This window comes from Thioclava sp. F28-4 (assembly GCF_002020045.1).
Classification (GTDB): domain Bacteria; phylum Pseudomonadota; class Alphaproteobacteria; order Rhodobacterales; family Rhodobacteraceae; genus Thioclava; species Thioclava sediminum.
The window spans coordinates 28,087-54,249 of the sequence record NZ_MPZQ01000012.1 but is presented as its reverse complement, the minus strand read 5'-3'; the positions used below and the strand labels follow the sequence as shown (position 1 = coordinate 54,249).

Genomic DNA, 26,163 nt, shown 5'->3' with positions numbered 1-26,163 from the left:
AGATGGGAGGAACAGATGGCTTTTGACGGATGGAGCCGCGCAGCGGGCGCGGCGATTGCAGCTCTCGCAATGAGTGCAAGCGCATGGGCGGCGGACCTGCCAGTGCTGAAGGTGGCCGCGCTCGAAGGCGGAACCGTGAATTGGGAGCTGGACACAATCAAGCACTACGGTCTGGACCGAGAGAACGGCTTCACTCTCGAGGTGGTCCCCGTCGCAGGGAAGTCGGGCTCCGATATCATGCTGCAGGGCGGGGCGGTCGATGCCATCGTGACCGACTGGTTCTGGGTCGCGCGGATGCGCGCAACGGGCGAAGATTACCGCTTCATTCCTTATTCGAAAGCGGTGGGCGGGCTTTTGGTCGCTCAGGACAGTCCGGCAAAAACGCTGGCCGATCTCGACGGAAAGAAAATCGGCATCGCAGGCGGGCCGGTCGACAAGAGTTGGCTCATACTGCGGGCCTATGCCGAGCAGGCCGATGGCTTTGATCTGGCGGGCAAGACCGAGCAGGTTTTCGGCGCGCCGCCCCTTATCATGAAGGCGGCGCTCTCGGGCGAAGTCGATGGCGCGATCAATTTCTGGCATTTCGGTGCGAAGATGGAAGCCGCAGGGATGCGCGAATTGGTGAGCGTCGGCGATGCCGCGAGCGCGCTTGGTCTCTCTCCTGAGACACCGCTGCTCGGCTATGTTCTGTCGGGGGACTTGGTGGAGTCGAAACCGGAGCTAGCCTCGGGTTTGGTCGCCGCCTCGCGTGCGGCCAAAGGAAAACTCGCCACCGACGACGAGGCCTTTGCGCGGCTTCGCCCGATCATGAATGCCAAAAGCAACGCCCAATTCGCGGCGCTCAAGGCGGGATGGCTCGCTGGCGTCCCGGCACCCGGCCCGGTCGATGAGGCGGCTGCCGACAAGATGCTGCGTCTCATGGCGAAACTGGGCGGTGAGAAGCTGGTGGGCGGCGCGACATCGCTGCCCGAGGGCACATTCCTGACGAACTGAGCGATGGGCGCAATTTTGATCACGCAAGGGAAGAGATCTGGCGTGGAGACCGGGCGCAGCTTCGCTCTGCGAAACCGCGCCCGGCTCTGGCCCAACCTTCCTGTGGTCGTTGCCTCGCTCATGGCGCTCGTTCTGCTCTGGGCCTGTCTCGCTTGGTGGTTGGCCGATCCGCAGCTTGCTCCCGGACCACAGATAGTTTTCCCGACTCTCTGGACGGCATTGGTGAGCGGTGACCTTTGGCCAGACCTGAGCGCTACGCTCACACGGGTGACGGCAGCCTTCGGGCTGGCGATGGGCTTCGGCGTGGCGATCGGGATCGCACTTGGCGGCAGCCGTCGTGCGGATCGCTGGTTTGGGCCCTGGTTGACGGTCGCGCTGAATATTCCGGCGCTGGTGACCATCGTGCTTTGCTATCTCTGGATCGGGCTGAATGAGTGGGCGGCCATCGCGGCTGTGTCGCTGAACAAGATCCCAATGGTCGCGGTGATGCTGCGCGAAGGGATGGTGGCGCGCGACACCGACCTGTCGGACATGGCGCGACTTCACTGCATGGGCTGGTTCGCCCGGCTGCGCCACATTTTGATCCCGCAGCTCGCGCCGCATATCATGGCTTCGGCGCGCGCGGGGTTGGCACTGATCTGGAAGATCGTGCTTGTCGTCGAGTTTCTCGGCCGATCCAACGGGATCGGATTCCGCATTCATCTTGATTTCCAGATGTTCGATATCGCGGGCGTGCTTGCGAATGCGCTTGCCTTCGTCGCCGTGATGCTCGCGGTGGAATGGGGTCTCCTTGCGCCGCTTGCGCAACGCGCTGCACGCTGGAGACAAAGATGATCCGGCTGGAGCTGACAGAGAAATCCTTCAGTGGCATACCTGTGCTTGGACCTATGAAGCTCGATGTCGCGCGCGGCGAGGTGCTGGGGCTATCGGGAGCGTCAGGTGCAGGCAAGACAACCCTGTTGCGACTGCTGGCTGGGCTCGACCATCGTTTCGAGGGAAGCCTCAAGGTGGAGGGGCGCCGCGCAATGGTGTTTCAGAACCCGACCCTGATGCCTTGGCGCCGCGTGATCGACAATGTGACGCTCCCGACTTCAGCCACCGAGACACAGGCGCGTGCGATGCTGGATCGGGTCGGGCTGGCCGGCCTTGAGGATCACTGGCCCGGGCAGATTTCGGTCGGTCAGGCGCGGCGCGTGGGGCTGGCCCGGGCCTTCGTGATGCGCCCCGATGTGCTGTTAATGGACGAGCCCTTTGCCTCGCTTGACGATGCGAGGGTGGAAGGCCTGCTGGAACTGACCGCTGGCTTGATCGCGGAAACCCATGCGGCGGTGGTGATTGCGAGCCATGCGGCAGGCGAACTCGATGCGCTGGCCACACGGTTTGCCCGGGTCGAGGGACGCCCGGCACGGCTCGTTCAAGAGCGGGTGCGGGCGGGTTCGTAACCCCAGATCGCAACGGCGAAGAACACCAAGCTCGCCAATGCGGTCCAACCGAGAGCTGCGGGGTTCAGCTGGCCGTAGAGCGCGAAGCGGATCAATTCGACTGCTTGGGTGAAGGGATTGATCTCGCATAACCTGGCGAGAAGCGGAGAGCTCTCCTGCATTTTCCAAATCGGGTAGAGTGCCGAAGAGCAGAAGAACATCGGGAAGATCACGAAGTTCATGATCCCTGCGAAATTCTCCAGCTGTCTGATGCGCGAGGACAGGAGCAAGCCAAGCGCTCCCAACATGATTGCCGCAAGCAAAAGCGCGGGGACGACGGTCACATATCCCGTCGACGGTGCGCGCAATCCGAAGAGCGCCGCTATGGCAAGGAAGGCCGCGACCTGCACCATCCCGACCAGCGCGCCGGCGAGCAGTTTCGCGCCAAGCATGAACCATCGTGGCAGAGGCGCTGTCAGCATCAGCCTCATCGCACCATTCTCGCGATCGTGGACGAGGCTGAGAGAACTTTGCATTCCGGAGAACAGCAAGATCATCGCGCAGAGACCGGGCAGGATATAGGTCTCATAGGAAATATAGGTTCGGTAGGGGGGGATGATCGACAAGCCCAGTGCCGCCCGAAAGCCCGCCGCGAAGATGAAGAGCCAGACGAGCGGGCGCACGAGAGCTGCGAGGAACCGCTCGCGTTGCGTGAAGAAGCGAGCGAGTTCGCGCGAGGCGATGGCGGAGGCGGCGGAGAGCGCGCTCATGCCGTTTCGCCCATCGCCTGGGAGAACCAGTCAGCTAGGAGGCTGTTCTTGCTCAAGCCCCGGACGTCGCCTTGCTCTTTCACCTGACCTTTCTGTAGCACCACGACCTGATCCTCCGAGCGTAATTCATCGGCGAGATGGGTGGCCCAGAGCACGGCTATTCCGTCTTGGGCGAGTTGATGGACATGGGCGGTGATCGCGCTGCGGGCAGGTGCGTCGAGACCTACCGTCGGCTCGTCGAGCAAAAGGAGCCGGGGCCGATGAAGCAGCGCGCGGGCGATCTCCATCCGGCGCCGGTGCCCGCCATTGAGCGCGCGCAGTTTTTCTTCGGCACGTTCGGCCATGCCCAGACGGTCGAGCGCTTCCGAGATGCGACGATCGGCGAGTTTGCTGCCGAGCCCGTGTAGCGCTGCGAAATAGCGTAGATTTGCGCGAACCGAGCGATCGAGATCGAGAGTCGGCTGCTGGAAGACGACGCCGATCTCGGCCAGCGCCTTGCGCCGGGCGCGTGCCATGTCGTGACCGGAGATCGTGACCACGCCGGGGGCGGGCCGGATCAGTCCGGTCAAAACCGACATCAGCGTCGATTTGCCTGCGCCGTTGGGGCCAAGCAGTGCGCAGAAGCGCCCCTTCTCGACGCGGAACCCCACATCGCGCAGCGCGGGTTTGCGGCCCCAGTCATGGCTGAGGCCCGCAACATGCAGGGCAGGCGCGTCACTCAATCAAGATCTCCAGCCGCTGATCCTCACCGGTCGAGCCGGGTATGTGCAGGTCGTAGCGACCCGGCTTGATCGCGATGAACCCGATCTCCATCGTGCCTGCGCGGTCGAACTCGATGGAGGCGAGACCCATCGGGCGGACCTCCAGCCCGCGGATCACCACCTCGTCGACCCAGATCGCGCGGAAGAAGCCGTCGCTTTCGAGCCCGATTTCGCCCGACCCGTCGGCGGTGATCTCGACCTCGTAATATCTGCCCGATCGCAGCGTCCAGGGACCGCCCAGCGGCTCGCCCACCGAGAGGGTCACTTCGGGGAGGTCTTCCTTGTTGTGACCCGACAAAAGGCCCGCCAACGGGGCCGCATCGTCATCGGCCCAGGCGGGACCGGCGCAGAGCGCGGCGATCAAACTGACTTTCAGAATTTTTGAAAACATGGAAAGCCTCGTCATTTGGAGGTCGGGCGTGCGGCTGCGCCCCAGGGGAAGCGGCCGACTTTCACGGTGTCGATCGGCTCGAGCGTGGCGATATCGATCACCGTCACATCGCCAGAGACACCGTTCGTCGTGAACAGTTTCGTCTGATCCGGCGAGGTCGTCATGTGCCAGACACGGCGCCCGACGAGGATGTATTTTTCGACCTCGAGCGTCTTTGCATCCACAACTGCGATATGGTTCGCCGGCCCGAGCGCAATGAAAACCTTCGAGGCGTCGGGCGAGAACCGCATGCCGACGGGCTGGATCTTCTCGGGGCGCACGCCTTTGAGCGCGAAGGAGATCTTGCCGATCTCACTGTGGTCCGAGGTATCGAAGATCGCGACCGTGCCGCCGATTTCGGAGCTGACCCAGAGTTGCGCGCCATCAGGGCTGAACTCGGCATGGCGCGGGCGCGGGTCAACCAGAGAATTGGCGATGATCTTATGCGTTTCGGTGTCGATCCAATGCGCCATGTTGGTCGTTTCCGAGGTCGTCACCTGAACCTTCCCGTCGGGCGAAATACCCATGCCTTCGGGTTCGACGCCGACATCGATTTGCGCCACCACTTTTCGGGTTTGGGTGTCGACCACAGTGGTGATCGCGTCATCCTCGTTCGCGATGTAGAGAAGCCGGTCGTCCGGGGCGATCACGAACTGTTCGGGGTCTTCACCTGAAGGCAGATCGTGCAGGATCTCGCCGGTATCGGGGTCCATCACCTGCACCGCGTCGCTGTCCGAGGCACAGATATAGACTCGTTTGAAATCGCGGCTGAATGTGATCCCGCGTGGACGTTCCCCGGTCTCGTAGGTGTGCAGCACCTTGAAGGTCGATGCATCGATCACCGAGACCGTGTCGTCAGCTTCGTTGGTGACCCAGATTTCGTCCGCGAAGGCCGGACTCGCGAGCAGGGTCGTCAGAAGAAGGGCGCGGATCATTGGCTGTCTCCGAAGGCGGCGCAGGTGGATTCGGGGGCGTCGATGCCCAGTGTGTCGAGCTCGTTGGTTTGGTGCAGAAAGCCCTCGAGCGGGGCGAGCGCGGTCAGCGCACGCTCGGTCACCAACGGGATCGGCTGACGCAGCTGACCGTTCCAGTTGCGAAACGAGAGCGGTCGGCCGAGGAAACCCGCGAGGCGAAATTCGTCCGAGAGCATGTAGCGGCGCAGGGTCGCAGGGTCCGTCGATTGCGTGCGGGTGAAAGCCTCACCCAGAGCCGCAACCGCGACCCAAGCGGCGAAATCGCCCTGCGCCATCTCGCGGCCTGCGGCTTCGCGGAAACGGTTTTGCAGCTGCGCCGCGCCATATTGCTCGACCACGCCCGACCAGCCCACGGGCTTCAGCCCTTCGGAGCCCGCCAACGGGCGCGGAAGCCAGCTGTTATAGGCGATGTAACGCGCGAAATCGCCCGGCTCGTCGGAGACGAGAAGGAGGTCGTGATCGGGGAGGTCCTGCGTAAAGAGCGGCACCTCGGCAGCAGCCGCCCGGCGCATATCGGCATCGAAGGCCCATTCCTTCTCGCCCGCGAGCGTCAGGCCGAATTTGGTGAGCGCGCGTTTCAGTGCGGCAGTGAAGGCCAGGTCCTCGGGCAATTGCCCGGAGATCAGGGCCAGCTTGCGCCATTTCTTGAAAAGGATGAACTGCGCCAGCGCATCCGCGCGCATCGCATAGCTCGGTGCAGTATGCAGCACGTTCCCGCGGCAGTCATCACCACGCAGCGCATCGTCCTGCGTCGAGGCATCGAGGATAAGCACGTCCTTTGCTTCGGGCAGGTCGGCTAACGCCAGCAGGTCCGGGGCAGGGGCTTTGACGACGAGCACCTTCGCGCCGTTAGTCAGCACGGATTTCGCGGCACCCAGAAAATCGTCTTGGGGGGCGATGACGGTTACGTTCAATGCGTAATCCTGCCCGGTAAAGCGCCCGGTCGTGCGGATGTCGCCGATCGCAAGCTGCATGCCGTCGAGACCCAGAGTCTCGGGAACGGCCGCCATGTTCGAGAGAATCGGCGGCGGCGTGACCTGATGCTCCAGCCAGTCGATGCGCAACGTTTCCGATGACGCAGGCGCGCCAAGGAGCAGCGCGGCACAAACCCCGATGAGCCATTGGATTCGCAAAGATTTCCTCCCATGCCGGACTCCTCCGGCAACGCCATGCTGCGAAGCGGAGGTGCAAGGTGCAATACGACCAAGGTATAAGCCGCACCTGCGGGCGCACTCGCCGCGGCTATGCTAGGATCGTGCGAAGGAAGGTTTCATCGGAGCAGGAGGGGAATGCGATGCGCGCGATGATCTGCACGGCTATTCTGGTGGTGAGCCTGCCCCTTGGTGCCGTGGCCCAGCAATCGGATGAGGGCGGAGATCTCCACGGGGACCTGAACCCCGAGGAGTTGTCGCTCGACCGGGCGCTGCGCGACGTCGGGCGAGGTGAGACCTCGATGACCAATTGCGCGATGGGCTACCTGATCACCAAGTCGGGCCGTCATGCCGAGGCGCGTCAGCTCTTCGAGCGATGCTCGCGCGACGGTTGGACAGGGGCGATGACGTGGATGAGCCAGCTCGACGACAACGGTCTGGGTGGCCCCCTCGATCCGGGCGCAGCCGCTGACTGGGACAAGCGCGCCGCCGATCTGGGCGACCCGGTGGGGATGTTCAATCGCGGGCTCGACCTGATGCGCGGACGCGGCGTCGCGCGCGACGAGGCGGCGGGGCGGGCACTCGTGGATCGCGCGGCAAAGGCAGGTCTTCCCACGGCGCAGCGGCTTCAGGGAGCGGGTTACGACCTCGATGAAGTCACGCCCGATGCCGACAATTGGAAATACGCGCCGGTCTCTTGACCGGATGCGGGCGGCGGCCGGGTCTTCCTCTTCCCATACGCGACCCGGCTGCCCGAACCAGTGTGATCTACGACCAAGGTAGGGGGGTGAGCTTGATGCGGATCAAGCCCGCCGCTCGGAGACAGGGGCATTGTGCGGGGCGAAAGACAGTCGCAATGAAGAAGAGGTTCTCCGATGTTTCGCCCCGTCCTGGCCGCCACCGTCCTGATCTGCCTGAGCCTTCCGGCCGCTGCCGAGACCTATAAGAAGGTCAAGACAGATGCTGGTGGAGCTCTATTCGAGACCTCCTGCATGCGTTGCCACTCGGTCGATGCCGACAAGGCGAGCTACGGTCCGCTCTTGAGCGGTGTCGTCGGTCGTCGTGCGGGCACCTATCAAGGCTATCCATATTCCGAGGCGCTGAAGGCTGCGGGCTTTGTCTGGACGCCCGGCGCGCTGCGCGCCTGGATGGAGGACAATGACAAATTCGTCCCCGGCACCAAGATGCGCCATGTCGGGATCGAGGATCCGACAGTGCAGGATTTCATCGTCACCTATCTGACATCGTTGAATTGATCTCTTCCGCGTCGTCGTTCCTCCCGGCCGCGCGGTGGCTTTGACGGTCCGGTTCGGTCCGGGCGGGGTCGCACAGGGCGTAAGACCAATGGACAATATACGCCGCGATCCCGCCGTCGATACTTGAGCCGTGATGCATCGTGAGTGCGCGTGACCCCCGCGTCGCACCACGGGCGGGAGACCAAAGGGAGGACATGATGAACAGATTTGTATTGGCAGCCGTCGTTGCCATTTCCTGTCTCGGAACGGCTGTGAGCGCCGGTGTGACCGAGGAGGATCTGGCCAATGACCAGACCAGCACCGATAACGTGCTCACCAACGGGATGGGGCGCCATCTGCAGCGTTATTCGCCGTTGGAAACCCTCAACAAGGACAACGTGAAGAACCTCGTTCCGGCCTGGGCCTTCAGCCTTGGCGGCGAGAAGCAGCGCGGTCAGGAAAGCCAGCCGCTCGTTTATGACGGGGTCATGTATGTAACGGGTTCCTATTCGCGTATGTGGGCGATCGACCTGAAATCCGGCGAGGAGATCTGGCAATATGACGCGCGCCTCCCCGAAGGCATCCTGCCATGCTGTGACGTGATCAACCGCGGCGCCGCGATCTATGGCGACAACATTTATTTCGGCACGCTCGACGCGCGCATCGTGGCGCTCGACCGCAAGACCGGCAAGACGGTCTGGAACAAGAAGATCGCCGATTACAAGGAAGGGTATTCCTACACCGCCGCGCCCTTGATCGTTAACGGAATGGTCATCACCGGCAATTCTGGCGGCGAGTTCGGCATCGTCGGTGAGGTGCAGGCACGAGACGCCGAGACCGGCGAGCTGGTCTGGACGCGTCCGACAATCGAAGGCCACATGGGCACGCTCAATGGTGAAGAGAGCACCATGACCGGCACGCTCAACGCGTCCTGGCCGGGCGACATGTGGAAAACCGGCGGCGGCGCGACCTGGCTTGGCGGTTCCTATGACGCCGACACCGATACGCTCATCTTCGGGGCGGGCAACCCGGCGCCTTGGAACTCCTGGCTGCGCAATGCTGGCGAGAAGAATGACGGCAGCGGCGACAACCTGTATGCGGCTTCGCGTCTGGGCATCGACCCAAAGACCGGCGAAATCAAATGGCACTTCCAGACCACTCCGCGCGAGGGTTGGGATTTCGACGGCGTGAACGAAGTCGTGGCCTTCACGGACAAGGACGGCAACAAGCGTTTCGCCACCGCCGATCGCAACGGCTTCTTCTACGTGCTGAACCGCGACGATGGTAAATTTATTGCGGCCTATCCTTTCGTGAAGGATATCAACTGGGCGAAGGGCATCGATGAGAACGGTCGCCCGATCTATAATGAGGAAATGCGCCCCGGTGCGCCGAACACCAGCTCGGAGGATGGCAAAGGTCAGCAGGTCTTCGCGGTGCCTTCGTTCCTCGGTGGCAAGAACTGGATGCCGATGAGCTACAGCCAGAAGACCGGCCTGTTCTATGTGCCCTCGAACGAATGGGGCATGGATATCTGGAACGAGCCGATCTCCTACAAGAAGGGCGCGGCCTATCTGGGTGCGGGCTTCACGATCAAGCCGCTCTTCGAGGATTACATCGGTTCGCTCAAGGCGATGGACCCCGCGACCGGTGAGGTGAAGTGGGAATACAAGAATGACGCGCCGCTCTGGGGTGGCACGATGGCCACCGCGGGCGGTCTCGTGTTCTTCGGCACCCCCGAGGGCAAGTTCATGGCTCTCGACGACGAGACCGGCGAAGAGCTTTGGTCGTTCCAGACCGGCTCTGGGATTGTCGGTCAGCCGATCACCTGGGAAGAAGATGGCGAGCAATATGTTTCCGTCATGTCCGGCTGGGGCGGCGCGGTGCCGCTCTGGGGTGGCGAGGTGGCCAAGCATGTGAACTATCTCAATCAAGGCGGCATGGTCTGGACGTTCCGCCTGCCCAAGCAGTTGGCCTCGGCTAACTGATTGCTTTATCATCAACGAAATGCCTGGGCGCGAAGGGAAACCTTCGCGCCCTTTCACGTTCCATGCCGACTCTGTCGCGCGTTTCGGCGGGATAAGACTTTTTGCCAGTATGACAGGTCAGAGGGGCGCGATAGGCTAAAGAAAAGGCGGGCGAGGTTCCGCCACGCCATGCCGAAGGACGCATTATGAAGGATCGCGCTGTCAGTCCGAAGAGGGTCGAATTCAATGCGGCGATGATCGTCGAAGATCATCCGTTATTCTGCGACGCGCTGGCCATGACCCTGCAGGCCGTTGCGGGGATCGAGACAGTCGCACAGGCGGAGCGTCTGGGCGACGCGATACAAATGATTGAAGAGGGGGCCGCACCGGACGTTATCGTGCTCGACCTGAACCTGCCGGACGTTAACGGGCTCGACGGGTTGATGCGGCTCAAACAGGCTGCCCCGGACAAACCGATCGTCGTCGTTTCCTCGCTCGACGAACCGCGGGTGATCCGCTCGGCGATCCTCGCGGGTGCGGCAGGTTTCGTGCCCAAACATTCGCGGCGCGAGTTGTTCAGGGCCGCTTTCGCCGCAATCAGCCGCGGTGAGGTCTTCGTGCCGGAGACGAGTGGCGAGGCGCTGGCCGGGGGCAACGGTATTTCTCCTCAGGACGAGGCGATCCGACGTCTCAGCCAGCTCACCCGGCAACAGGCGAATATCCTCGAGCAGATCTGCGAAGGCAAAATGAACAAGCAGATCGCCTTCGACCTCGATATTGCCGAGACCACCGTGAAAGCGCATGTGACCGCGATCATGCGCAAGCTCGGCGTTTGCTCGCGCACGCAGGCAGTCCTGATCGCGCGCGAGGCGCAGAGTATGACGGGATTGCCCGAAGGCTGGAGGGCAGGCTAATCTTTCCGTTCAGGGAGGAGATATGCTGGATATTCACGACTCGCGCGCCGGCCCAGGCTGTCCGCGCTCTGCCTATGCGCCTGCGCAGGCGCCGGATTCACTGCGCCGGATCGCGGAAGATCTGGGTGAAGGCCCGTTTGCTCAGGTTTTTCTCTTTGTTGATCCCGGCGCCGATCTCGACAGTCTCGTGCAAGAAGGTCGCGCGCTCTTCCCTGGCGCTGAAGTCGTAGGCTGCACCACTGCCGGAGAGATCACCGGGAACGGCTACGATGAAGGCCAGATAGTGGGCTTCGCGCTACCGGTGAAGGGATTTTCAACTGAGACTCTGATCATCGAAGATCTAGACCGGCTTGATACGAAAGCGCTGGTGTCCGAGCTGTTGCGCGCCCGGCAAAGCCTCGGGCGTCTCGCGTTCGAGCGGGCGAATGAATTCGCGATCCTGTTGGTTGACGGCCTTTCGGGGCAGGAGGACCAGCTGGTTTCCGCACTTTCGGGTGGGCTCGGGCCGGTGCCAGTGTTCGGGGGGTCGGCGGGGGACGGCAACAAGTTCGAGCGTGCCGAGTTGTTTGCCCGCGGACGGCGTTTCGAGAATGCAGGAATCCTGACGCTTGTCCGTTCCGCCTGCGAGGTGAAGCTGTTTTCATTTAACCACTTGCAGCCCACCTCCTCGCGAATGGTGGTGACAACGGCCGATCCCGGCGCGCGTTCGGTGCTGCGGATCAATGACGAACCGGCAGCCCGCGAATACGCGAGGCTGCTGGGGCTCAGCGTCGCCGACCTTTCGCCGACAGTCTTTGCCGCGAACCCGATCCTCGTGCGCGTCGGGGGGCGTTATCACGCGCGTTCGATCCAGCAAGTCGGGCCGGGAGAATCGCTGATATTCTTCGCCGCGATCGATGCCGGCTTGGTCCTGACCCTGGGCCGCCCTGACGATATCTCCGCTCATCTGGCGCGCGAACTTGACGCGCTCTCGTCCAGTCGCAGACCTTCGGCCGTGCTGGGATTTGATTGCATCTTTCGCCGCTTCGAAGCTGAGGGCAAGCAATGCGCCCGCGCTGTTTCCGATACGCTGGCGCGCCATGGCGTGGTCGGTTTTTCGACCTATGGCGAACAGATCGGCGCAATGCATGTGAACCAGACCATGACTGGCGTGGCTTTCTTCCCGCCTGAACCATCGGGGATGGAGCCATGAGGCAGTCCCTGGCCGCTTCGCTGCTCGATCCCGGCGATACGTTGGAGCGTCAGAACGCGAAACTTCTGACCATCGCTGAGGCGCTGATCCAACATTCCGAGGAGATGAACGAGGACCGGGGAGCCGCCTTCGCCCAGTTCCAGCGCGCCGCAATGCTCGAAGAACAGGTCCGCGCGCGCACGCGTGATCTGGAACGGGCGCTCGATCTTCTCAACGTTTCGAATGCGCGATTGGCCGATGCGAACCGAGAGACCGAAACCGCGCGGCAAAACCTCGCCGCGGCGATCGAGACCGTTCAGGATGGGTTTGCGCTATTCGACGCCCAGGACGTGCTCGTGATGGCCAATTCGCGTTTCAACGCGCTTCTTGATGACGTGCGTGACGAGATCGTGCCGGGGATGCAGTTTGACGACTACCTCGAACTCGTGGCGGGATCGACGCATCTGCACATGTCCGACGGGATGAGCCGTGGCGACTGGATCGCAATGCGCCGCGCGCGCCATGCCGAGCACCACTTCATTTTGAACCAGCGGATGGGGGACGACCGCTGGATGCAGGTCAGCGAACATCGCACGCATGATGGCGGGACGGTTATCTTGCAGACGGAGGTGACGGATCTGATCCGCGCCGAAAGGGAGAAACGGGGGCGGCTCCTCGACGATCAGGCGAAAATCCTGCGCGCGACGCTGGAGCACCTGAAACTCGGCGTCTGCATCTTCGACTCGCGGTTGCAGCTTCTGGGCTGGAACGCGCGGCTTGGCGAATTTCTTCTTCTGCCGCGCAACCGGCTGCGCGAAGGGATGCATTTCGATGCGATCCTGGAACAGGTTCGCGACCAGTTCACCTTTCCCAACGGCCTCTCTGCGCATCGTCTCGGGGATTGGGTGCGGCGTGCGCTGCGCCGCGACCAGTTCGAGGTCGAGGTGACGCAGGAGGGCGGCAAGGTCTTCGAGATCTTTGCGCAGGAATTGCCTGACGGTGGCTTTGTCATGTCGCTCTCCGATGTCTCGGCGGAGCGGCACGCGATCGAAGGGCTGAGCCGCGTGAACGAGACGCTGGAGGCGCGCGTGACCGAGCGCACGCTGGAGTTGGAGGATGCGCTTGCCAGTGCCGAACGCGCCAACGCATCGCGCGCCCGGTTCGTGGCCGCCGCAAGCCACGACCTTCTCCAACCCTTGTCGGCAGCAAAACTCTATCTCGCATCGCTGGGCGAAGAGAAAACGTCAGATATCGCAGCGAGAACCGTCGAGAAGGCACAAAACGCACTCTTGTCGGTGGAAGGCATTCTCGGCGCGTTGCTCGATATTTCTCGGCTGGAATCGGGCCACGTCTCGGTCGATCTGGGGCCCGTTGCGCTGGGCCCGATATTCGCGGCGCTGCGCGATGAATTCGCCATGCATGCCCGTCTCAAGGGGCTCGATTTCCGTATCGTGTCGACTGACGCTGTCGTTGTCTCGGATCGCGCTTATTTACGGCGAATTCTGCAGAACCTGATTTCGAATGCGATCCGCTACACAGAGACCGGCGGCGTATTGATGGCTTTGCGCAACCGCCGAGATGAGCTTGTGATCGAAGTGCGCGATAGCGGAGCGGGGATTGCAGAAGATGATCAGGATAAAATCTTCTACGAATTCCATCGCCTGAACGCGAAGGCGTCCGCGTCGGAAGGCATGGGGCTGGGGCTCGCGATCGTGGAACGTGCTGCAGCGGTCCTGGGGCATCCGCTGACGCTGCGCTCGGCACCCAGGCGCGGTTCAACCTTCGCTTTGGGCCTGAAGCCCGCGCTTGGGGGGGCAGCACGGGCTGAAAATGACGTGGTGACACCGGTGCGCGACCCCGAGGGTGGCGATATCGTCGTGTTGCTAGTCGAGAACGACGCAGATCTCTCACGCGCGATGACACAACTTCTCGAGAAATGGGGAGCGACGGTGCTCGATGTCGATAGCGGCGAAGCGGGGCTGGAACTTCTCGAGGCAACGGGGCTAGAGCCGGACGCCTGCCTTATCGACTATCAACTCGGCGATGGAATGGATGGACTGCAGCTGATTGCCGCCTTGCGTCAAAAGATCGGCTCCGTTCCGATGCGCTTGGTTACTGCGGATCGTTCAGAAGAGTTGCGCAAGATGGCTGCGGCAGCGCAGGTCGAGATGCTCACCAAGCCAGTGCCGACTTCGCAGTTGGCGGCGTTTCTCTTCGGATCTCAGCGCCGCGCAGGCTGAGCGTCGCCGCGCTCGGTTGCATGGGCCAAAGGCTTCAAATGAGTCGGTATTGGCCCATGCATGGGGCGTTCCTGCGCCTCAGTGATTGTGCCGCGGCAGTCTCTTCGCAAGCTGGCGGAACTGCTCGGCGTCGCGGATCGTCGCACCGTCGGCCATCTGCGTGACGGTCTCGCGGTAGAGCTTCTGCCACGGGGTCGCTGCCTCCGGGATCGGCGGCAGGTCGCCAGCCTTGCGCGCTGCCAGTTCGTCGTCGGCAACGAGCATGTCGCAGCGCCCGGTGTTCAGATCGATCCGGATCGTATCGCCCGTGCGCAGCCATGCCAGCCCGCCGCCTGCCGCGCTCTCGGGGCCCCCCGTAGTCGGCACAGGGCGCGGCCAAGGCTTTTGGATGCGCGCAGGGCATCGTGTTGCGCGACGGCTCCGGCAGTGATGGTCTTCCACGGCTTTGCGTTTCTGCGGGGCTTTAACAGTTTCAATTTGACTTATTCTTTTCGTATCATATATCATCTAAATGATGAAGAAGCTTGTAAGTATTGGCGAGGCCGCAAAGGCCCTGGGCGTGACTCCGCTCACCTTGCGCAGATGGGATGAGAGCGGCAAGCTCAAACCCGACCTCGTAACCGAGGGTGGGCGGCGCCGCTATGACCTCGCCAAACTTCAGCCGGAGCTCCATCGGCAGCAGGATAATGCTGCCCGGCGCACGGTTGCCTACGCACGCGTTTCCTCCCATGACCAGAAAACTGACCTGGAGCGCCAGGCGCAGCTTCTCGAGGCCTATTGCGCCGGGCAGGGCTGGACCTACGAGGTGGTCACCGATCTCGGCTCTGGCATGAACTATCGCAAGAAGGGCCTCAAGCGCCTACTCGAAGACATTGTCGAGGATCGCGTCGGCCGACTGGTCATCACCCACAAGGATCGTTTGTTGCGCTTCGGCGCTGAGCTCGTCTTCGCGATCTGCGAGGCGAAGAACGTCGAGATTGTGATCCTGAACCAGGGCGAAGACACCAGCTTCGAAGAGGACCTCGCCCGGGACGTGCTTGAGATCGTCACGGTGTTCAGCGCACGGCTCTACGGTGCGCGCTCCCGCAAGAATGCGAAATTGATCGCCGACATTAAGGCCGCGGCCGAAGGAGGCGATGATGGCGCTTGATGGAGCAACGATCTCTACCCGGATCATGACAGTTCACCGCATCGCCCTCGATGTAGACAAGGCGCAGGACGCACTGTTCGCGCAATGCGCCGGCATCGCCCGGTTCAGCTGGAACTGGGCTCTCGACCGATGGAAATCCCAATATACGGCGCATTGCGAAAACAATTCCCTGCCCAAGCCTTCCGAGGCTGCGCTGCGACGCGAACTCAATGCCATCAAGCGGGCTGAATACCCCTGGATGCTGCATGCGCCCAAAGCGGTTCCACAGCAGGCGATCAAGAATCTTGGTGCCGCGTTCAAGGGGTTCTTCGAGGGGCGCACCCGCTATCCCAACTTCAAAGCAAAAGATCTCTGTCGTGAGAGCTTTCGGCCGGACAATGGCCCCGGGACATTCCGTGTCGAAGGGCGACGCCTGAAACTGCCGCGCATTGGCTGGGTGTCTATGCGCGAAGACCTGCGGTTTGGCTCTGAAGTGAATCCTACGCTGAAATCCGTCACCATCTCGCGGGAGGCGGGCCGGTGGTTCGCGGCGATTGCGGTTGAGATCGATCACAGCTTTACACCTCGCCCCGAAGGAGCGGTCATCGGCGTCGATCTCGGCGTTACGGATCTGGCCACCTTGAGCGACGGCCGCAAGTTCTCCGGTTCAAAATCCCTGGGTCGCAACCTGAAGCGGCTCGCACGACTGCAGAGATCGCATGCGCGAAAACAAAAGGGCGGAAAAAATCGGGCACGGTCTCGTGCCCGGATTGCAAAGCTCCATGCACGCATCCGCAACATCCGCCAGGATGGGTTGCACAAGCTCACGACCAAGCTGTCGCGTGAAGCCAGCACAGTGGTCATCGAGGACCTCAATGTCCGCGGCATGATGGCGAACCGGCATCTTTCCCGCGCCATTTCCGATATGGGGTTTTTCGAGTTCCGTCGGCAGCTGAGCTACAAGCTCGCACGTCTGGGCGGCACTCTTGTTGCCGCCGACAGGTTCTTTGCATCCAGCAAAACCTGTTCGGCATGTCATACCAAAGCGGAGGTTCTTCCGCTCTCGGTCCGCTCATGGACCTGCGCCAATTGCGGCGCGCAGCACGATCGCGACATCAATGCGGCGATCAACCTCAAGAATCTGGCCGGTAGCGAGGACCTCAAGGTCCGTCCGGTGTCAGCTTGTGGAGTGGAAGGCTCTGGCGGCGGGACTGATCCTGTCGTGAAACCGGCCACGATGAAGCAGGAAAATGGACCTGATCAGAAAAGATCAGGTCCATGAAAGCGGTTCGGGAATGTCGGCTTCCACTGTGCCAAGCTTCTTCATGCGGACGGGTATAAAATCGTCGCCATTTCGGATTCCCGCGGCGGCATCTACGATCCAAGCGGATTGGACCCGCTCGCCGTCATGCAGCACAAGCATGAGACAGGCGGCGTCAAAGGTGCGAAGGGGCAAGGCAAAACGAAAGAGATTTCAAACGCCGAGCTGTTGGAACTCGATTGCGATGTGCTGGTGCCTGCCGCGTCGGAGCGGCAGATCACGCTCGAGAATTGCGACAGGATCAGCGCCCGCATCACTCTGGAAATGGCGAACGGACCGGTCTCGCCCGAAGCCGACAAGAAGCTGACGGAAGCCGGGCGTATCATCGTGCCCGACATCCTCGCGAATTCCGGCGGGGTTACGGTGTCCCATCTGGAATGGGTCCAGAACAGATCGGGTTTTTATTGGGACAGCTCGCGCGTCCGGGATCACCTGAAGACGACGGTGGAGACCGAGACGCAATCGATCTGGACCTTGCACAACGAAATGGAGCTGTCGATGCGCGATGCCGCCTATATCCACGGCCTGCGGCGGATCGCGGAATCCGTGGAAGCGCGGGGCACGCCCGCTTATTTCGAGGGATCATGAGGGCCGATCCCGGCCTCAATCTGCACATCTAAAAACACGAAGTGGGATCAGCGACAGTCCATGTTGGCCCGTATCCTAACAAGGACTTGCCATTGAGTGACCCCGTTCCTCGTTTGGATAGATTGGCTGTCACTGGTTGCCCAGCGTGATATCGGCGCGGCAGTGAGCAAAGCGCTCAAGTCTTCAAAAGCGCCGAATAGTTCGGGTCGAAGCTTCTGCTGATGGGCTCCGCTGCAGCCCCGATGGCGACGATCCACGGGTCGCTGTGGCCCGTCAAAATCCTGAGACCGACCGCGCCGCCGTCAGACGTCTCGCGTATCTGGTTCACTCGCGAGACGAGCTCATCAAGCAGCGCTGCGGGCGACGTGCCGCACAGAATTATGGCCTCGGGATCAAAGATCAGCTCAAGGATCCTGGCGAGATGCGCCAGCCGATCTGCTGCCTCAGAAAGCCAGTCTTCTACATCGGAACGGCGATCGGTCAGCAGCTCCTCAATTTTGCCGAACAAGTCCTCGTCTGCATGATCAAGCCCAAATCGCGCGCAAAAGCCTCCGAGTGCCACACTTCTCTCCATGACGGCGCCGGGTGTGTTGGACGCAAGGTCGCTAATCATACCGATTTCGCCGGCATTGCCATGACGTCCGCCAAAGACTTCGCGATTCAGGATAAATCCCGCGCCAAGACCATAGCCGAGATACAAGCAGACGGCGTGACGAAGCCCATGCGCTTTCCCGGTCATTTTCTCTGCAGTGGCGGCAGCTGACGCATCGTTCTGGATACTCACGGGTAGCCCGATTGCCGTGGAGAGACGATCCACCAGCGGAAAGTCTTGCCAGCGCGCCATGGTATACTCGTCCTCGGCGCGATTTTTGAGGTCGGGGTCAAAAGGCCCGGGCATTGCGACGCCCAAGCCCACTGTCCGCTTGGCCGAGTTGGGATGCAGCTTTGCGAGATCGTCGCGAGTTTGCGCGATCAATTCGAGCAAGTGAGTGAGTCCCGCTTCAGGGTCGGTCGGACGAATGTTGGAATCTCGGCGCAAGACAATCTCGCCGACAAGGTTCATCACCGCAGTGCGCGCGACGTGGCGGTCAATCTGCAACCCGATCGAAAACGCACCATTCGGTGCAAGGTCGTAAGGTGTCGCGGGTTTGCCGCGCCCCGCCTTGACCGTTTCGCCTGCGATGACAAGCCCGTCTCTTTCCAACTCGTCGATGATGTTGGAAAGAGTCTGCTTTGCCAGTCGCGTGGCACGTGAAAGATCTGCACGCGACAGCGCCCCATTGAGGCGAATAGCGTCGATGACGACGCGTCGATTATGCACCCCCGCGGCACCAGCACTGGAGCCTGACAGGGCGCGAATTTCTGGCATTTTCGATCTCATGAAAAAGATATTGACAGGAGATGGTGCTCGCCGCAATCATTAAGTCCATCACTTGGACTAAATAGCCGAAGAGCTTTCGCCAAGCGATGTGATTCACTCAGGTCCTTTTCCGCATACTGCGGATGCGCCCTGATCCGACAGGAGAGAGAAATGAAATTTGCATTGCACGCCCCGCTTCTTGCCGCGACGGCATTGATGGGGATCACAGCCAGCGCAGCGCAGGCGGAAACCACGCTTAACGCCCTGTTCATGGCGCAGGCGGCCTACAGCGAAGACGACATCCGTTCGATGACCTCTGCCTATGAGGATGCCCATCCGGATGTGAAGGTGAACCTCGAATTCGTCCCCTATGAAGGGCTCCACGATAAGACAGTGCTCTCCATGGGCGCTGGCGGTGGATATGACGTGGTGTTGTTCGACGTTATCTGGCCCGCCGAATACGCTCAGAACAACGTGCTTGTCGATGTCACGGACAAGATCACGCCCGAAATGAAGGACGGAGTCCTGCCGGGCGCCTGGACCACTGTGCAGTATGACGGCAAGAGCTATGGCATGCCGTGGATTCTCGATACGAAATATCTTTTCTATAACAAGGCAATGCTGAAAAAGGCTGGGATCGATACGCCTCCCGCCACCTGGGCTGAACTCAAAGAGGACGCGCAGAAAATCAAGGATGCGGGAATCGTCGAGTATCCGATCGCCTGGAGCTGGGCGCAGGCCGAAGCCGCCGTTTGCGATTACACGACGCTCCTGAGCGCGTATGGCGGCGACTTCATCAAGGATGGCGCGCCCGACTTTCAGAACGGCGGTGGGCTCAAAGCTCTCCAATATATGGTCGATACCTATGACGCAGGTTTGACGAACCCGAATTCCAAGGAATTCCTGGAAGAGGATGTGCGCAACGTTTTCCAGAACGGCGACGCCGCTTTCGCGCTCAACTGGACCTACATGTATAACCTCGCCAACGACCCGAAGGAGAGCAAGGTTGCCGGGGATGTCGGCGTCGTGCCCGCGCCCGGTGTCGATGGCGTCTCCAAGGCCTCGGCAGTGAATGGCTCCATGGGCCTTGGTATTACCACGACGTCGAAGCATCCCGATGAGGCTTGGGACTACATCACCTTCATGACCTCGCAGAAAGAACAGAACGCCTATGCGAAGCTGAGCCTGCCGATCTGGAAGAGCTCCTACAGCGACCCGGACGTCACGAAAGGTCAGGAAGAACTGATTCAGGCGGCCCAAACCGGCCTCGCCGCGATGTATCCGCGCCCGATGACGCCGCATTACCAAGAGATGTCTATGGCGCTTCAGCAAGGCATCCAGGAAGCACTTCTCGGCACCAATAGCCCGGAAGACGCTTTGCAAGCGGCAGCGGAAAATAGCGGTCTCTGATTTCGCTTTTGCCCGTGAATGTGCCGCGCCAAGGTGCGGCACATTCCTTCCGCCTCGCTTCGACACTGCGACGCCACCATACGCCGTCGCGCACACTCTCCCTGACCACAAGGCTTGATGCCATGTTCACAGAACGCCTCTCTTTGCGTGTCTGGTTGCTTATGCTGCCGCTGCTTGTCGTGATGATGGCGGTCATCGGGTGGCCTCTGATCGACACGGTCCGACTGTCACTGAGCGATGCACGGCTTGTCGGAAGCGGCGGTCACTTCGTTGGCTTGCAGAACTTCACGAAAATGCTGTCGAACAGCTATTTTCACGCGGCTTTCTTCACGACCCTTAAATTCAGCGTCTGGTCGGTCACCATGGAACTGGTGATCGGGGTGCTCGTCGCCCTGTTGCTCAACCAACAGTTCTACGGTCGCACCTTCCTGCGCGCATTGATGATTTTGCCTTGGGCGCTGCCGACCGTGGTGAATGCGACGCTCTGGCGGCTCATTTACAACCCCGAATATGGCGCCCTGAACGCAGCCCTCACGCAGCTTGGTTTGATCGACGCCTATCGGTCCTGGCTCGGGCAGCCAGGCTCGGCGATGGCTGCGCTGATCGTGGCGGACGTATGGAAGAACTTTCCGCTCGTCTCGCTCATTGCGTTGGCAGCTTTACAGGCGATCCCGAATGACATCCGCGCCGCGGCAATTTCGGATGGTGCGAATGTCTGGCGGCGCTTCCGTCATGTCACTCTTCCCTACTTGCTCGGGCCGCTGATGGTGGCGCTGGTCTTGCGCACGATCGAAGCGTTCAAGGTGTTCGATCTGATCTGGATCATGACCCGCGGGGGGCCGGCCAACTCGACACGCAGCTTGTCGATCCTGGTCTACCAAGAGGCCTTTGCGTTCCAGCGGGCAGGGTCGGGCGCGTCGCTTGCGCTCATGATTACCCTGATGATTACGGTTCTTGCCGTGGCCTATCTGTTCATCATGCGGCGGCTTGCCGGGGAGGGCCGGTAATGGAACACCAATCGCCTGCTTTTCGCATTTTCATTCATGCTGCTGCCTTGCTGGTTGCACTTGTCATCCTCGCGCCGCTCGCATGGTTGTTCATCATGAGCGTGTCATCCAACGCCGACCTGTCCGCGAAGCCGCTGCACTGGTGGCCGGATACGCTCGATTTCTCCCGCTATGTTACGCTTTTCAGCCAGGCCGAGAACTCGGTCGGGGAAGCCTTCATGGCCTCGCTGGGCAACAGCATCAAAGTTGCAGGTATGGCGACGCTTGCGGCTCTGTCGGTCGGTATTCCCGCCGGTTGGGCGGCGTCGCGCCATCCTCAAATCGGCTGGACCCTCGGGGGCATCATCGCAACCTACATGTTGCCGCCCGTCGCGCTGTCGGTGCCGCTCTATCTGCTGCTTGCGAAATTCGGGTTGCTGAACAACGTTTTCGGCCTGGCGCTTGTCTATCTGAGCATCCTCGCGCCCTTCGTCACATGGCTGCTCAAGGCGGGCTTCGATCCGATCCCGCGGGAGTTGGAGCAGGCGGCAGCGATCGACGGGGCCCGTCTCGATCAGATGTTGCGGATCGTGATCCTACCGCTCGCGCTTCCAGTCATCGCGACGGCCCTGATCTTCGCATTCCTGCTTGCGTGGGACGAGTTCTTCTACGCGCTTCTTTTCACTTCAAACCAAGATGCCAAAACCCTGACAGTCGCGATCGCCGATCTGGCTGGGGGGCGGGTGTCCGACTACGGGCTGATTGCGACAGCGGGGGTTGTTGCCTCTCTGCCTCCCGTCGCCATCGGCATTCTCATGCAACGCGCCCTGATCTCTGGGCTGACCAACGGAGGTGTCAAAGGATGACCACCGCGCTCGAAACCCGCAACGAAGTGCTCGACGCTCTTTACGCAGAGATGGCCCGCCAAATGCGCGACAGCCGCGACAGCATCACGGAAAACGCCGAGCTGGCGCGGACTATCGCGGCAAGTATCAAGAAGAATCGCTCTCTTGTCCTTTTAGGGATGGGTGGCTCGCATGCTGTGGGGCGCGCGCTTGAACCCTGCTATCGCGCCATCGGGATCGATGCGGTCGCCGTGACGCTTTCCGAACAGCTTGATGCGCCTTTGCCGCTCGAACATCGCAGCGTAATCGTGACCTCGCAATCTGGTGAGAGCGCGGAAGTGCTACGGTGGTTCGACGAAGGGCATGCCCACGAGGACACGTTCGGCCTGACCATGGAACCGGCCTCTTCGCTTGCGAAACTCGCCCGTTGCTTAATTGGGGAAGGTGGATCCGAAATCCCATTTGCCGCAACCCGATCTCTCACGGTGACGCTGGCGCTTCACGCGGCTGTGTTGCGCGAACTGGGCTCCGATATCTCTGCCGCTCTCGAAATGATGGGCGCGGTCAGTCCCGTTGATGTCGCTCCAGCAATCGCCAAGCTTGCGAAGGTGCGAACCATCGTCACATCGGGTCGCACCCAGCAAGGCGTTGCGGAAGCGATCGCTCTTGGTTTGACCGAGCTATCCCGCCTTCCTTGTTTCAGCCTCGAGGGCGGCCAGTTGCGTCACGGCCCCGTCGAGATGCTTGCGTCGGATGTCGGGGTCGTCATGTTTCGAGACGCGGACGCTTCGGCGGGCTATGTCACCAGCCTTGCAGAATTCATCCTGACAACAAGCGACTCGCCCTTGGTGATCTTCGACGCCTCGGGTCTGGACCCAGTTCCCGGAGCGGAAACGATTGTCTGCCCGACCTCTTCCGGCTTGGCTGCCTGTTTCGCGCTTTTGCCGTCCGCGCAACGGTTCATGGTCGATTTCGCGGCCACGCGGGTGCCTGATGTCGGCACGCCAATTCGCTGTTCTAAAGTGACAAAGGTCGAATGAGCATGGGGACAGCGTTAGCGACCGTTGGCAACGTGAATGTGGACCTGATCATGGGGCCCGTCACACCGTGGCCGAAAACGGGCTCAGAGGTGATCTGCCCGAACAACGAATTGCGTGTAGGCGGTGCGGCCGGAAATGTCGCCCTCGCGTGGCAAGCAATGGGGCTTGATTTCCAATGCGCGGCCAATACGGGAAGCGATCACTTTGGCGACTGGCTCCGTTCGAATTTCGGGACCATCGCAGCGGGTTGGCCGCGGTGCTCTGAAAACACCACCGTCTCGGTAGGCGTCACCCATCCCGATGACGAGCGCACCTTTTTGACCACGACAGGACACTTGCCGAAGCTGGGTTGGTCCGAGGTAGATGCGCAGATCGACTGGGAGCATTTGCGCGGGGGCACGCTGGTCCTGTGCGGCAGCTTTCTCACGGAGCGCCTTAGTGCGGAATATGATCACCTCTTCGACCGGGCCGACCGGGCGGATGTCACGGTCGCGCTTGACACCGGCTGGCCGATCGCCGGTTGGACCCAGGAGGTCCGCGAACGTGCCCTGAATTGGGTGGCTCGCAGCGGCATCGTGCTGTTGAACGCGGTCGAGGCCACATGCCTGACCGATACGAATACTCCAGAGCAGGCGCTCGTCGCCCTTTCGGACCTTTTGAAATCAGACGGGGTCGCAGTGATCAAACTCGGCCCCGAGGGTGCGATCGCGCGAAAGAACGGACAGACCTTTCGCGCAAGTGCGCCGAAAGTGCCGGTGAAGGACACGATTGGGGCAGGTGACGTGTTCAATGCCGCTTTCAGCGCGGCGCTTTCGCAAGGCAGCATTTTACAAAAAGCGCTGGAGCAAGCCGTCGCGACGGCTTCTTTGGCGATCTCTAGCTCTCCGCGTCGCTACATCCCTGAGGAGGTTACCGTATGAGCACCCTCGAACTGCACGATATTCGAAAATCTTATGGCGTGTTGGAAACGCTCAAGGGGATCAATCTCTCTCTGGAGGCGGGCGAATTCCTCGTTCTGCTTGGCGCGTCGGGCTGCGGCAAATCCACATTGCTCAGCATCATATCGGGGCTCTCAGAACCAAGCTCGGGCGAGGGGGTTCTCGATGGACGCACGCTGAACGGCGTGCATCCCAAGAACCGCGATATCGCAATGGTTTTTCAGTCCTATGCGCTCTACCCCAACTTAACGGTTGCACGGAACATCGGCTTCGGTCTCGAGATGCGCAATGTCGACAAAGCGACCCGTGAAGACGCGGTTCGAAAAGCCGCGAAGATGTTGCAGATCGAAGCGTTGCTGGATCGCAAGCCCGCAGATCTATCAGGGGGGCAAAGGCAGCGCGTGGCGATCGGGCGTGCGATGGTGCGTGAGCCAAAGCTGTTCCTGTTCGATGAGCCATTATCCAATCTCGACGCCAAGCTGCGGATGGAAATGCGCAGCGAGTTGAAGCGCCTTCATCAAATGTTGGGCGTGACCATTGTTTATGTGACCCATGACCAAATCGAGGCGATGACTCTCGCCACCCGAATTGCCGTGATGAATGGCGGCAGAATCGAGCAAATCGGCACACCTTCCGAGATCTACAATCGACCCAACTCGCGGTTCGTGGCCGAGTTCATGGGCGCGCCGCCGATGAATATGCTTCCTGCCACCGCCTGCGACCAAGGGCTGCAGTTGGGTTCGATGCAAACCGTCTGGCCATGTCGCGCACCGGACGCGCGCGTCACGGTCGGCATTCGTCCCGAGGCGCTAAAGACCACCGAAATCACTGGAGGGCTCAGCCTCACCGGGACGGTCGATCTAATTGAGTTGACTGGGCCGGAGCAGATCGTCTCGCTGAATCTGGGCGAGAACAAACTCACGGCAACGCTTCCGGCTGAAGAGCCGCTATCTCTCGGGCAGTCTCTGACGGTTTACGTCGATCCGGCGCGGCTTTCAGTCTTTGATGCCGAGACGGGCGTCCGCGTGGAAGTCACGCCTGACGTTGAGCGTAGCTGAGAGCCTAAACTTGTAGCGAACATTCCCTAGAGAGAACTCGGTATTGCTTCTCTCGTCGGTTTCCGGTCACCAATCTCGATCGCGGAGGGGGGGCTCGTTTTGCTGTATTTCATAAACCCCGCTTCCAAAACATATCAATGGCTTACGGCGGGGTGGGGGAACTCGATAAAAGGTATGTCACAGCGCGAACCGCACACCCCTATGCATATTATCGAGCACCTGCACCCGCGGTGTTTTGCCTGCTCGATAATATGCATTCACAGTGTGAAACTGCATTTATCGAGCACCAAGGCTTCTCGGGCCAATAGGGCAACTTCTTGCTCTGGTGCGCTGCGCGCGCGTTTGGGGTTTTGCGTGCGCAGCGCGAAGAGGTTGTGGCTTCTTCAGTCTGGCGCTTCCACCAGGATCTTCACTTGGGATTTTTCGGCGACAAGCGCCTCGAAACCTTGCTCCACGATCTGATCGATCTTGATCCGCTTGGTCACCAGCTTGTCGGCGCTGAAATAGCCCTGCACCATCAGCTCCATCACCGCCGGGTAGACATTGCGGTATGCGATGGTGCCCTGCAGTTGGCGCTCCTTCAGAACGGCCGTATTGGGTTGGAAGGAAGCGTCTCCCTCCCAGATCGAGACGATCAGTGTCTGACCTTCGTGGCGGGTGCTGTCGATGCATTGCGGCAGAACGCGCGGCACGCCGGTCACTTCGAAAGCGACATGAACACCGCCGGTGGCGTCACGAATTTTCGCGACGGGGTCTTCCGCCGTCGGGTCTATGGCGCTGGTGGCGCCGAGTTCGAGCGCTTTCTCGCGGCGTTCAGCCGAGGGCTCGACGACATGGATCTGGGCCGCGCCCGCGACGCGCAGCGCCTCGACGACCAAAAGCCCGATCGGCCCTGCGCCGAAGACCGCAGCCGTGTCACCGGCCTTGATCTTCGACATACGCACCGCATGCAGTGCGACGGCGGCGGGCTCGACCAACGCGCCCTGTTCCATCGACAGCGCATCGGGCATCTTGTGAACCATTCGGGCGGGGACAACTGAGGTTGCAGCGAAACCGCCATGTCCCCCAGAGAGCCCGACAAAACCGAGACGGTCACAGAGGTTGTATTTGCCCTCAAAGCAGGCGGGGCAGGTGCCGCAGGCGAAGATCGGCTCGATCGCGACACGATCGCCGATGTTCAGTCCCGCGACTCCTTCTCCCAACTCCGCCACGGTCCCGCAATATTCGTGCCCCATGGTGATCGGCGCCTTATCATGGCTCAGCGGATGATCCTGCTCGACCGGGACGAAGATCGGTCCCGCCAGATATTCGTGCAGATCGGACCCGCAGATCCCGGTCCATGCGACCTTGATCGCGACCTCTCCGGGACCGGGGGTAGGGGTGTCGATTTCCTCGACGCGAATGTCTTTCACGCCGTGCCAACGTGCAGCTTTCATGGAATGTCTCCGTTCAATGGGGGAAGTT

25 protein-coding genes and 2 pseudogenes are annotated in these 26,163 nt (G+C 61.2%); 18 read left to right on the top strand and 9 right to left on the bottom strand.

The genetic code is table 11. From position 1 onward, the window contains the following. The first annotated feature begins 15 nt into the window (after positions 1–15). The 3 genes from BMI87_RS18830 (at position 16) to BMI87_RS18820 (ending at position 2,435) form a co-directional block, all read left to right on the top strand. Complete coding sequence (locus tag BMI87_RS18830) at positions 16–993, top strand: ABC transporter substrate-binding protein (RefSeq protein WP_078523083.1); 978 nt, start codon at positions 16–18, stop codon at positions 991–993. A gap of 222 nt (positions 994–1,215) precedes the next feature. Continuing rightward, entirely contained in the window at positions 1,216–1,827 is a 612-nt protein-coding gene (locus tag BMI87_RS18825; protein ID WP_371326893.1) for an ABC transporter permease, read from the top strand. Next, positions 1,824–2,435, top strand: coding sequence for an ATP-binding cassette domain-containing protein (locus BMI87_RS18820; RefSeq protein ID WP_078523081.1), 612 nt, complete (start codon positions 1,824–1,826; stop codon positions 2,433–2,435). Before BMI87_RS18825 ends, BMI87_RS18820 begins: the two co-directional genes overlap by 4 nt. On the opposite strand, the gene BMI87_RS18815 is transcribed toward BMI87_RS18820, so the two are convergent. From BMI87_RS18815 to BMI87_RS18795, 5 genes are read right to left on the bottom strand one after another with little or no spacing between them, the layout of a single operon-like run. Then, entirely contained in the window at positions 2,408–3,184 is a 777-nt protein-coding gene (locus BMI87_RS18815) for an ABC transporter permease (RefSeq protein ID WP_078523080.1), read from the bottom strand. The genes BMI87_RS18820 and BMI87_RS18815 overlap by 28 nt on opposite strands. Further along, entirely contained in the window at positions 3,181–3,906 is a 726-nt protein-coding gene (locus BMI87_RS18810) for an ATP-binding cassette domain-containing protein (protein ID WP_078523079.1), read from the bottom strand. Before BMI87_RS18810 ends, BMI87_RS18815 begins: the two co-directional genes overlap by 4 nt. After that, positions 3,899–4,336, bottom strand: coding sequence for a hypothetical protein (locus tag BMI87_RS18805; RefSeq protein ID WP_078523078.1), 438 nt, complete (start codon positions 4,334–4,336; stop codon positions 3,899–3,901). Before BMI87_RS18805 ends, BMI87_RS18810 begins: the two co-directional genes overlap by 8 nt. Positions 4,337–4,347: 11 nt before the next feature. Continuing rightward, positions 4,348–5,310, bottom strand: coding sequence for a YVTN family beta-propeller repeat protein (locus BMI87_RS18800; protein ID WP_078523077.1), 963 nt, complete (start codon positions 5,308–5,310; stop codon positions 4,348–4,350). Then, complete coding sequence (locus tag BMI87_RS18795; protein WP_078523076.1) at positions 5,307–6,482, bottom strand: ABC transporter substrate-binding protein; 1,176 nt, start codon at positions 6,480–6,482, stop codon at positions 5,307–5,309. The genes BMI87_RS18800 and BMI87_RS18795 overlap by 4 nt, the downstream gene beginning before the upstream one ends. A 161-nt stretch (positions 6,483–6,643) precedes the next feature. Here BMI87_RS18795 and BMI87_RS18790 point away from each other — a divergent pair, with 161 nt between their 5' ends. From BMI87_RS18790 to BMI87_RS18765, 6 genes are all read left to right on the top strand, one after another. After that, positions 6,644–7,201, top strand: coding sequence for a tetratricopeptide repeat protein (locus BMI87_RS18790; RefSeq protein WP_078523075.1), 558 nt, complete (start codon positions 6,644–6,646; stop codon positions 7,199–7,201). A gap of 174 nt (positions 7,202–7,375) precedes the next feature. Then, positions 7,376–7,756, top strand: coding sequence for a cytochrome c family protein (locus BMI87_RS18785; protein WP_078523074.1), 381 nt, complete (start codon positions 7,376–7,378; stop codon positions 7,754–7,756). 197 nt (positions 7,757–7,953) lie between these two features. Beyond that, complete coding sequence (locus BMI87_RS18780) at positions 7,954–9,720, top strand: PQQ-dependent methanol/ethanol family dehydrogenase (RefSeq protein ID WP_078523113.1); 1,767 nt, start codon at positions 7,954–7,956, stop codon at positions 9,718–9,720. Between the two features lie 185 nt (positions 9,721–9,905). Continuing rightward, positions 9,906–10,613, top strand: coding sequence for a response regulator transcription factor (locus tag BMI87_RS18775; protein WP_078523073.1), 708 nt, complete (start codon positions 9,906–9,908; stop codon positions 10,611–10,613). A 22-nt stretch (positions 10,614–10,635) separates the two neighbouring features. After that, positions 10,636–11,805 (top strand): FIST N-terminal domain-containing protein, encoded by a 1,170-nt coding sequence (locus BMI87_RS18770; protein WP_078523072.1) that lies wholly within the window; start codon positions 10,636–10,638, stop codon positions 11,803–11,805. Next, on the top strand, positions 11,802–14,024 hold the full coding sequence (locus tag BMI87_RS18765; protein WP_146681678.1) for a PAS-domain containing protein: 2,223 nt from the start codon (positions 11,802–11,804) through the stop codon (positions 14,022–14,024). Before BMI87_RS18770 ends, BMI87_RS18765 begins: the two co-directional genes overlap by 4 nt. A 78-nt stretch (positions 14,025–14,102) precedes the next feature. On the opposite strand, the gene BMI87_RS18760 is transcribed toward BMI87_RS18765, so the two are convergent. Further along, a complete protein-coding gene (locus tag BMI87_RS18760; RefSeq protein ID WP_168175238.1) occupies positions 14,103–14,390 on the bottom strand; it encodes a dihydroxy-acid dehydratase in 288 nt (95 codons plus the stop codon). After that, positions 14,384–14,494, bottom strand: a pseudogene (locus BMI87_RS22600) (IS5/IS1182 family transposase); the annotation flags it as partial. The gene BMI87_RS18760 and the pseudogene BMI87_RS22600, both read right to left, overlap by 7 nt. A 44-nt stretch (positions 14,495–14,538) precedes the next feature. Here BMI87_RS22600 and BMI87_RS18755 point away from each other — a divergent pair. The 3 genes and pseudogenes from BMI87_RS18755 to BMI87_RS18745 form a co-directional block, all read left to right on the top strand. Continuing rightward, positions 14,539–15,174, top strand: coding sequence for an IS607 family transposase (locus BMI87_RS18755; RefSeq protein ID WP_078523111.1), 636 nt, complete (start codon positions 14,539–14,541; stop codon positions 15,172–15,174). Continuing rightward, complete coding sequence (locus BMI87_RS18750; RefSeq protein WP_210402492.1) at positions 15,164–16,435, top strand: RNA-guided endonuclease TnpB family protein; 1,272 nt, start codon at positions 15,164–15,166, stop codon at positions 16,433–16,435. The genes BMI87_RS18755 and BMI87_RS18750 overlap by 11 nt, the downstream gene beginning before the upstream one ends. An 18-nt stretch (positions 16,436–16,453) precedes the next feature. After that, positions 16,454–17,062 (top strand): annotated as a pseudogene (locus BMI87_RS18745) (Glu/Leu/Phe/Val dehydrogenase); the annotation flags it as partial. Positions 17,063–17,237: 175 nt separating this feature from the next. Here the strand turns inward: BMI87_RS18745 and BMI87_RS18740 are convergent. Further along, positions 17,238–18,431, bottom strand: coding sequence for an ROK family transcriptional regulator (locus BMI87_RS18740; protein ID WP_246832744.1), 1,194 nt, complete (start codon positions 18,429–18,431; stop codon positions 17,238–17,240). Positions 18,432–18,593: 162 nt separating this feature from the next. On the opposite strand from BMI87_RS18740, the gene BMI87_RS18735 reads away from it, so the two are divergent. The 6 genes from BMI87_RS18735 (at position 18,594) to BMI87_RS18710 (ending at position 24,699) form a co-directional block, all read left to right on the top strand. Beyond that, complete coding sequence (locus tag BMI87_RS18735) at positions 18,594–19,832, top strand: extracellular solute-binding protein (RefSeq protein WP_078523068.1); 1,239 nt, start codon at positions 18,594–18,596, stop codon at positions 19,830–19,832. Between the two features lie 122 nt (positions 19,833–19,954). After that, positions 19,955–20,839, top strand: a complete 885-nt coding sequence (locus BMI87_RS18730) for a carbohydrate ABC transporter permease (RefSeq protein ID WP_078523067.1) — start codon at positions 19,955–19,957, stop codon at positions 20,837–20,839. Continuing rightward, the gene (locus BMI87_RS18725; RefSeq protein WP_078523066.1) at positions 20,839–21,684 is read left to right on the top strand and encodes a carbohydrate ABC transporter permease; all 846 of its coding nucleotides are present in this window, start codon (positions 20,839–20,841) and stop codon (positions 21,682–21,684) included. The genes BMI87_RS18730 and BMI87_RS18725 overlap by 1 nt, the downstream gene beginning before the upstream one ends. Further along, entirely contained in the window at positions 21,681–22,703 is a 1,023-nt protein-coding gene (locus BMI87_RS18720; protein ID WP_078523065.1) for an SIS domain-containing protein, read from the top strand. The genes BMI87_RS18725 and BMI87_RS18720 overlap by 4 nt, the downstream gene beginning before the upstream one ends. After that, a complete protein-coding gene (locus tag BMI87_RS18715) occupies positions 22,700–23,623 on the top strand; it encodes a carbohydrate kinase family protein (RefSeq protein WP_078523064.1) in 924 nt (307 codons plus the stop codon). The genes BMI87_RS18720 and BMI87_RS18715 overlap by 4 nt, the downstream gene beginning before the upstream one ends. Further along, the gene (locus tag BMI87_RS18710; RefSeq protein ID WP_078523063.1) at positions 23,620–24,699 is read left to right on the top strand and encodes an ABC transporter ATP-binding protein; all 1,080 of its coding nucleotides are present in this window, start codon (positions 23,620–23,622) and stop codon (positions 24,697–24,699) included. Before BMI87_RS18715 ends, BMI87_RS18710 begins: the two co-directional genes overlap by 4 nt. 383 nt (positions 24,700–25,082) lie before the next feature. Here the strand turns inward: BMI87_RS18710 and BMI87_RS18705 are convergent, their stop codons facing one another. Next, the gene (locus BMI87_RS18705; RefSeq protein WP_078523062.1) at positions 25,083–26,135 is read right to left on the bottom strand and encodes a 2,3-butanediol dehydrogenase; all 1,053 of its coding nucleotides are present in this window, start codon (positions 26,133–26,135) and stop codon (positions 25,083–25,085) included. Positions 26,136–26,163 lie beyond the last annotated feature (28 nt).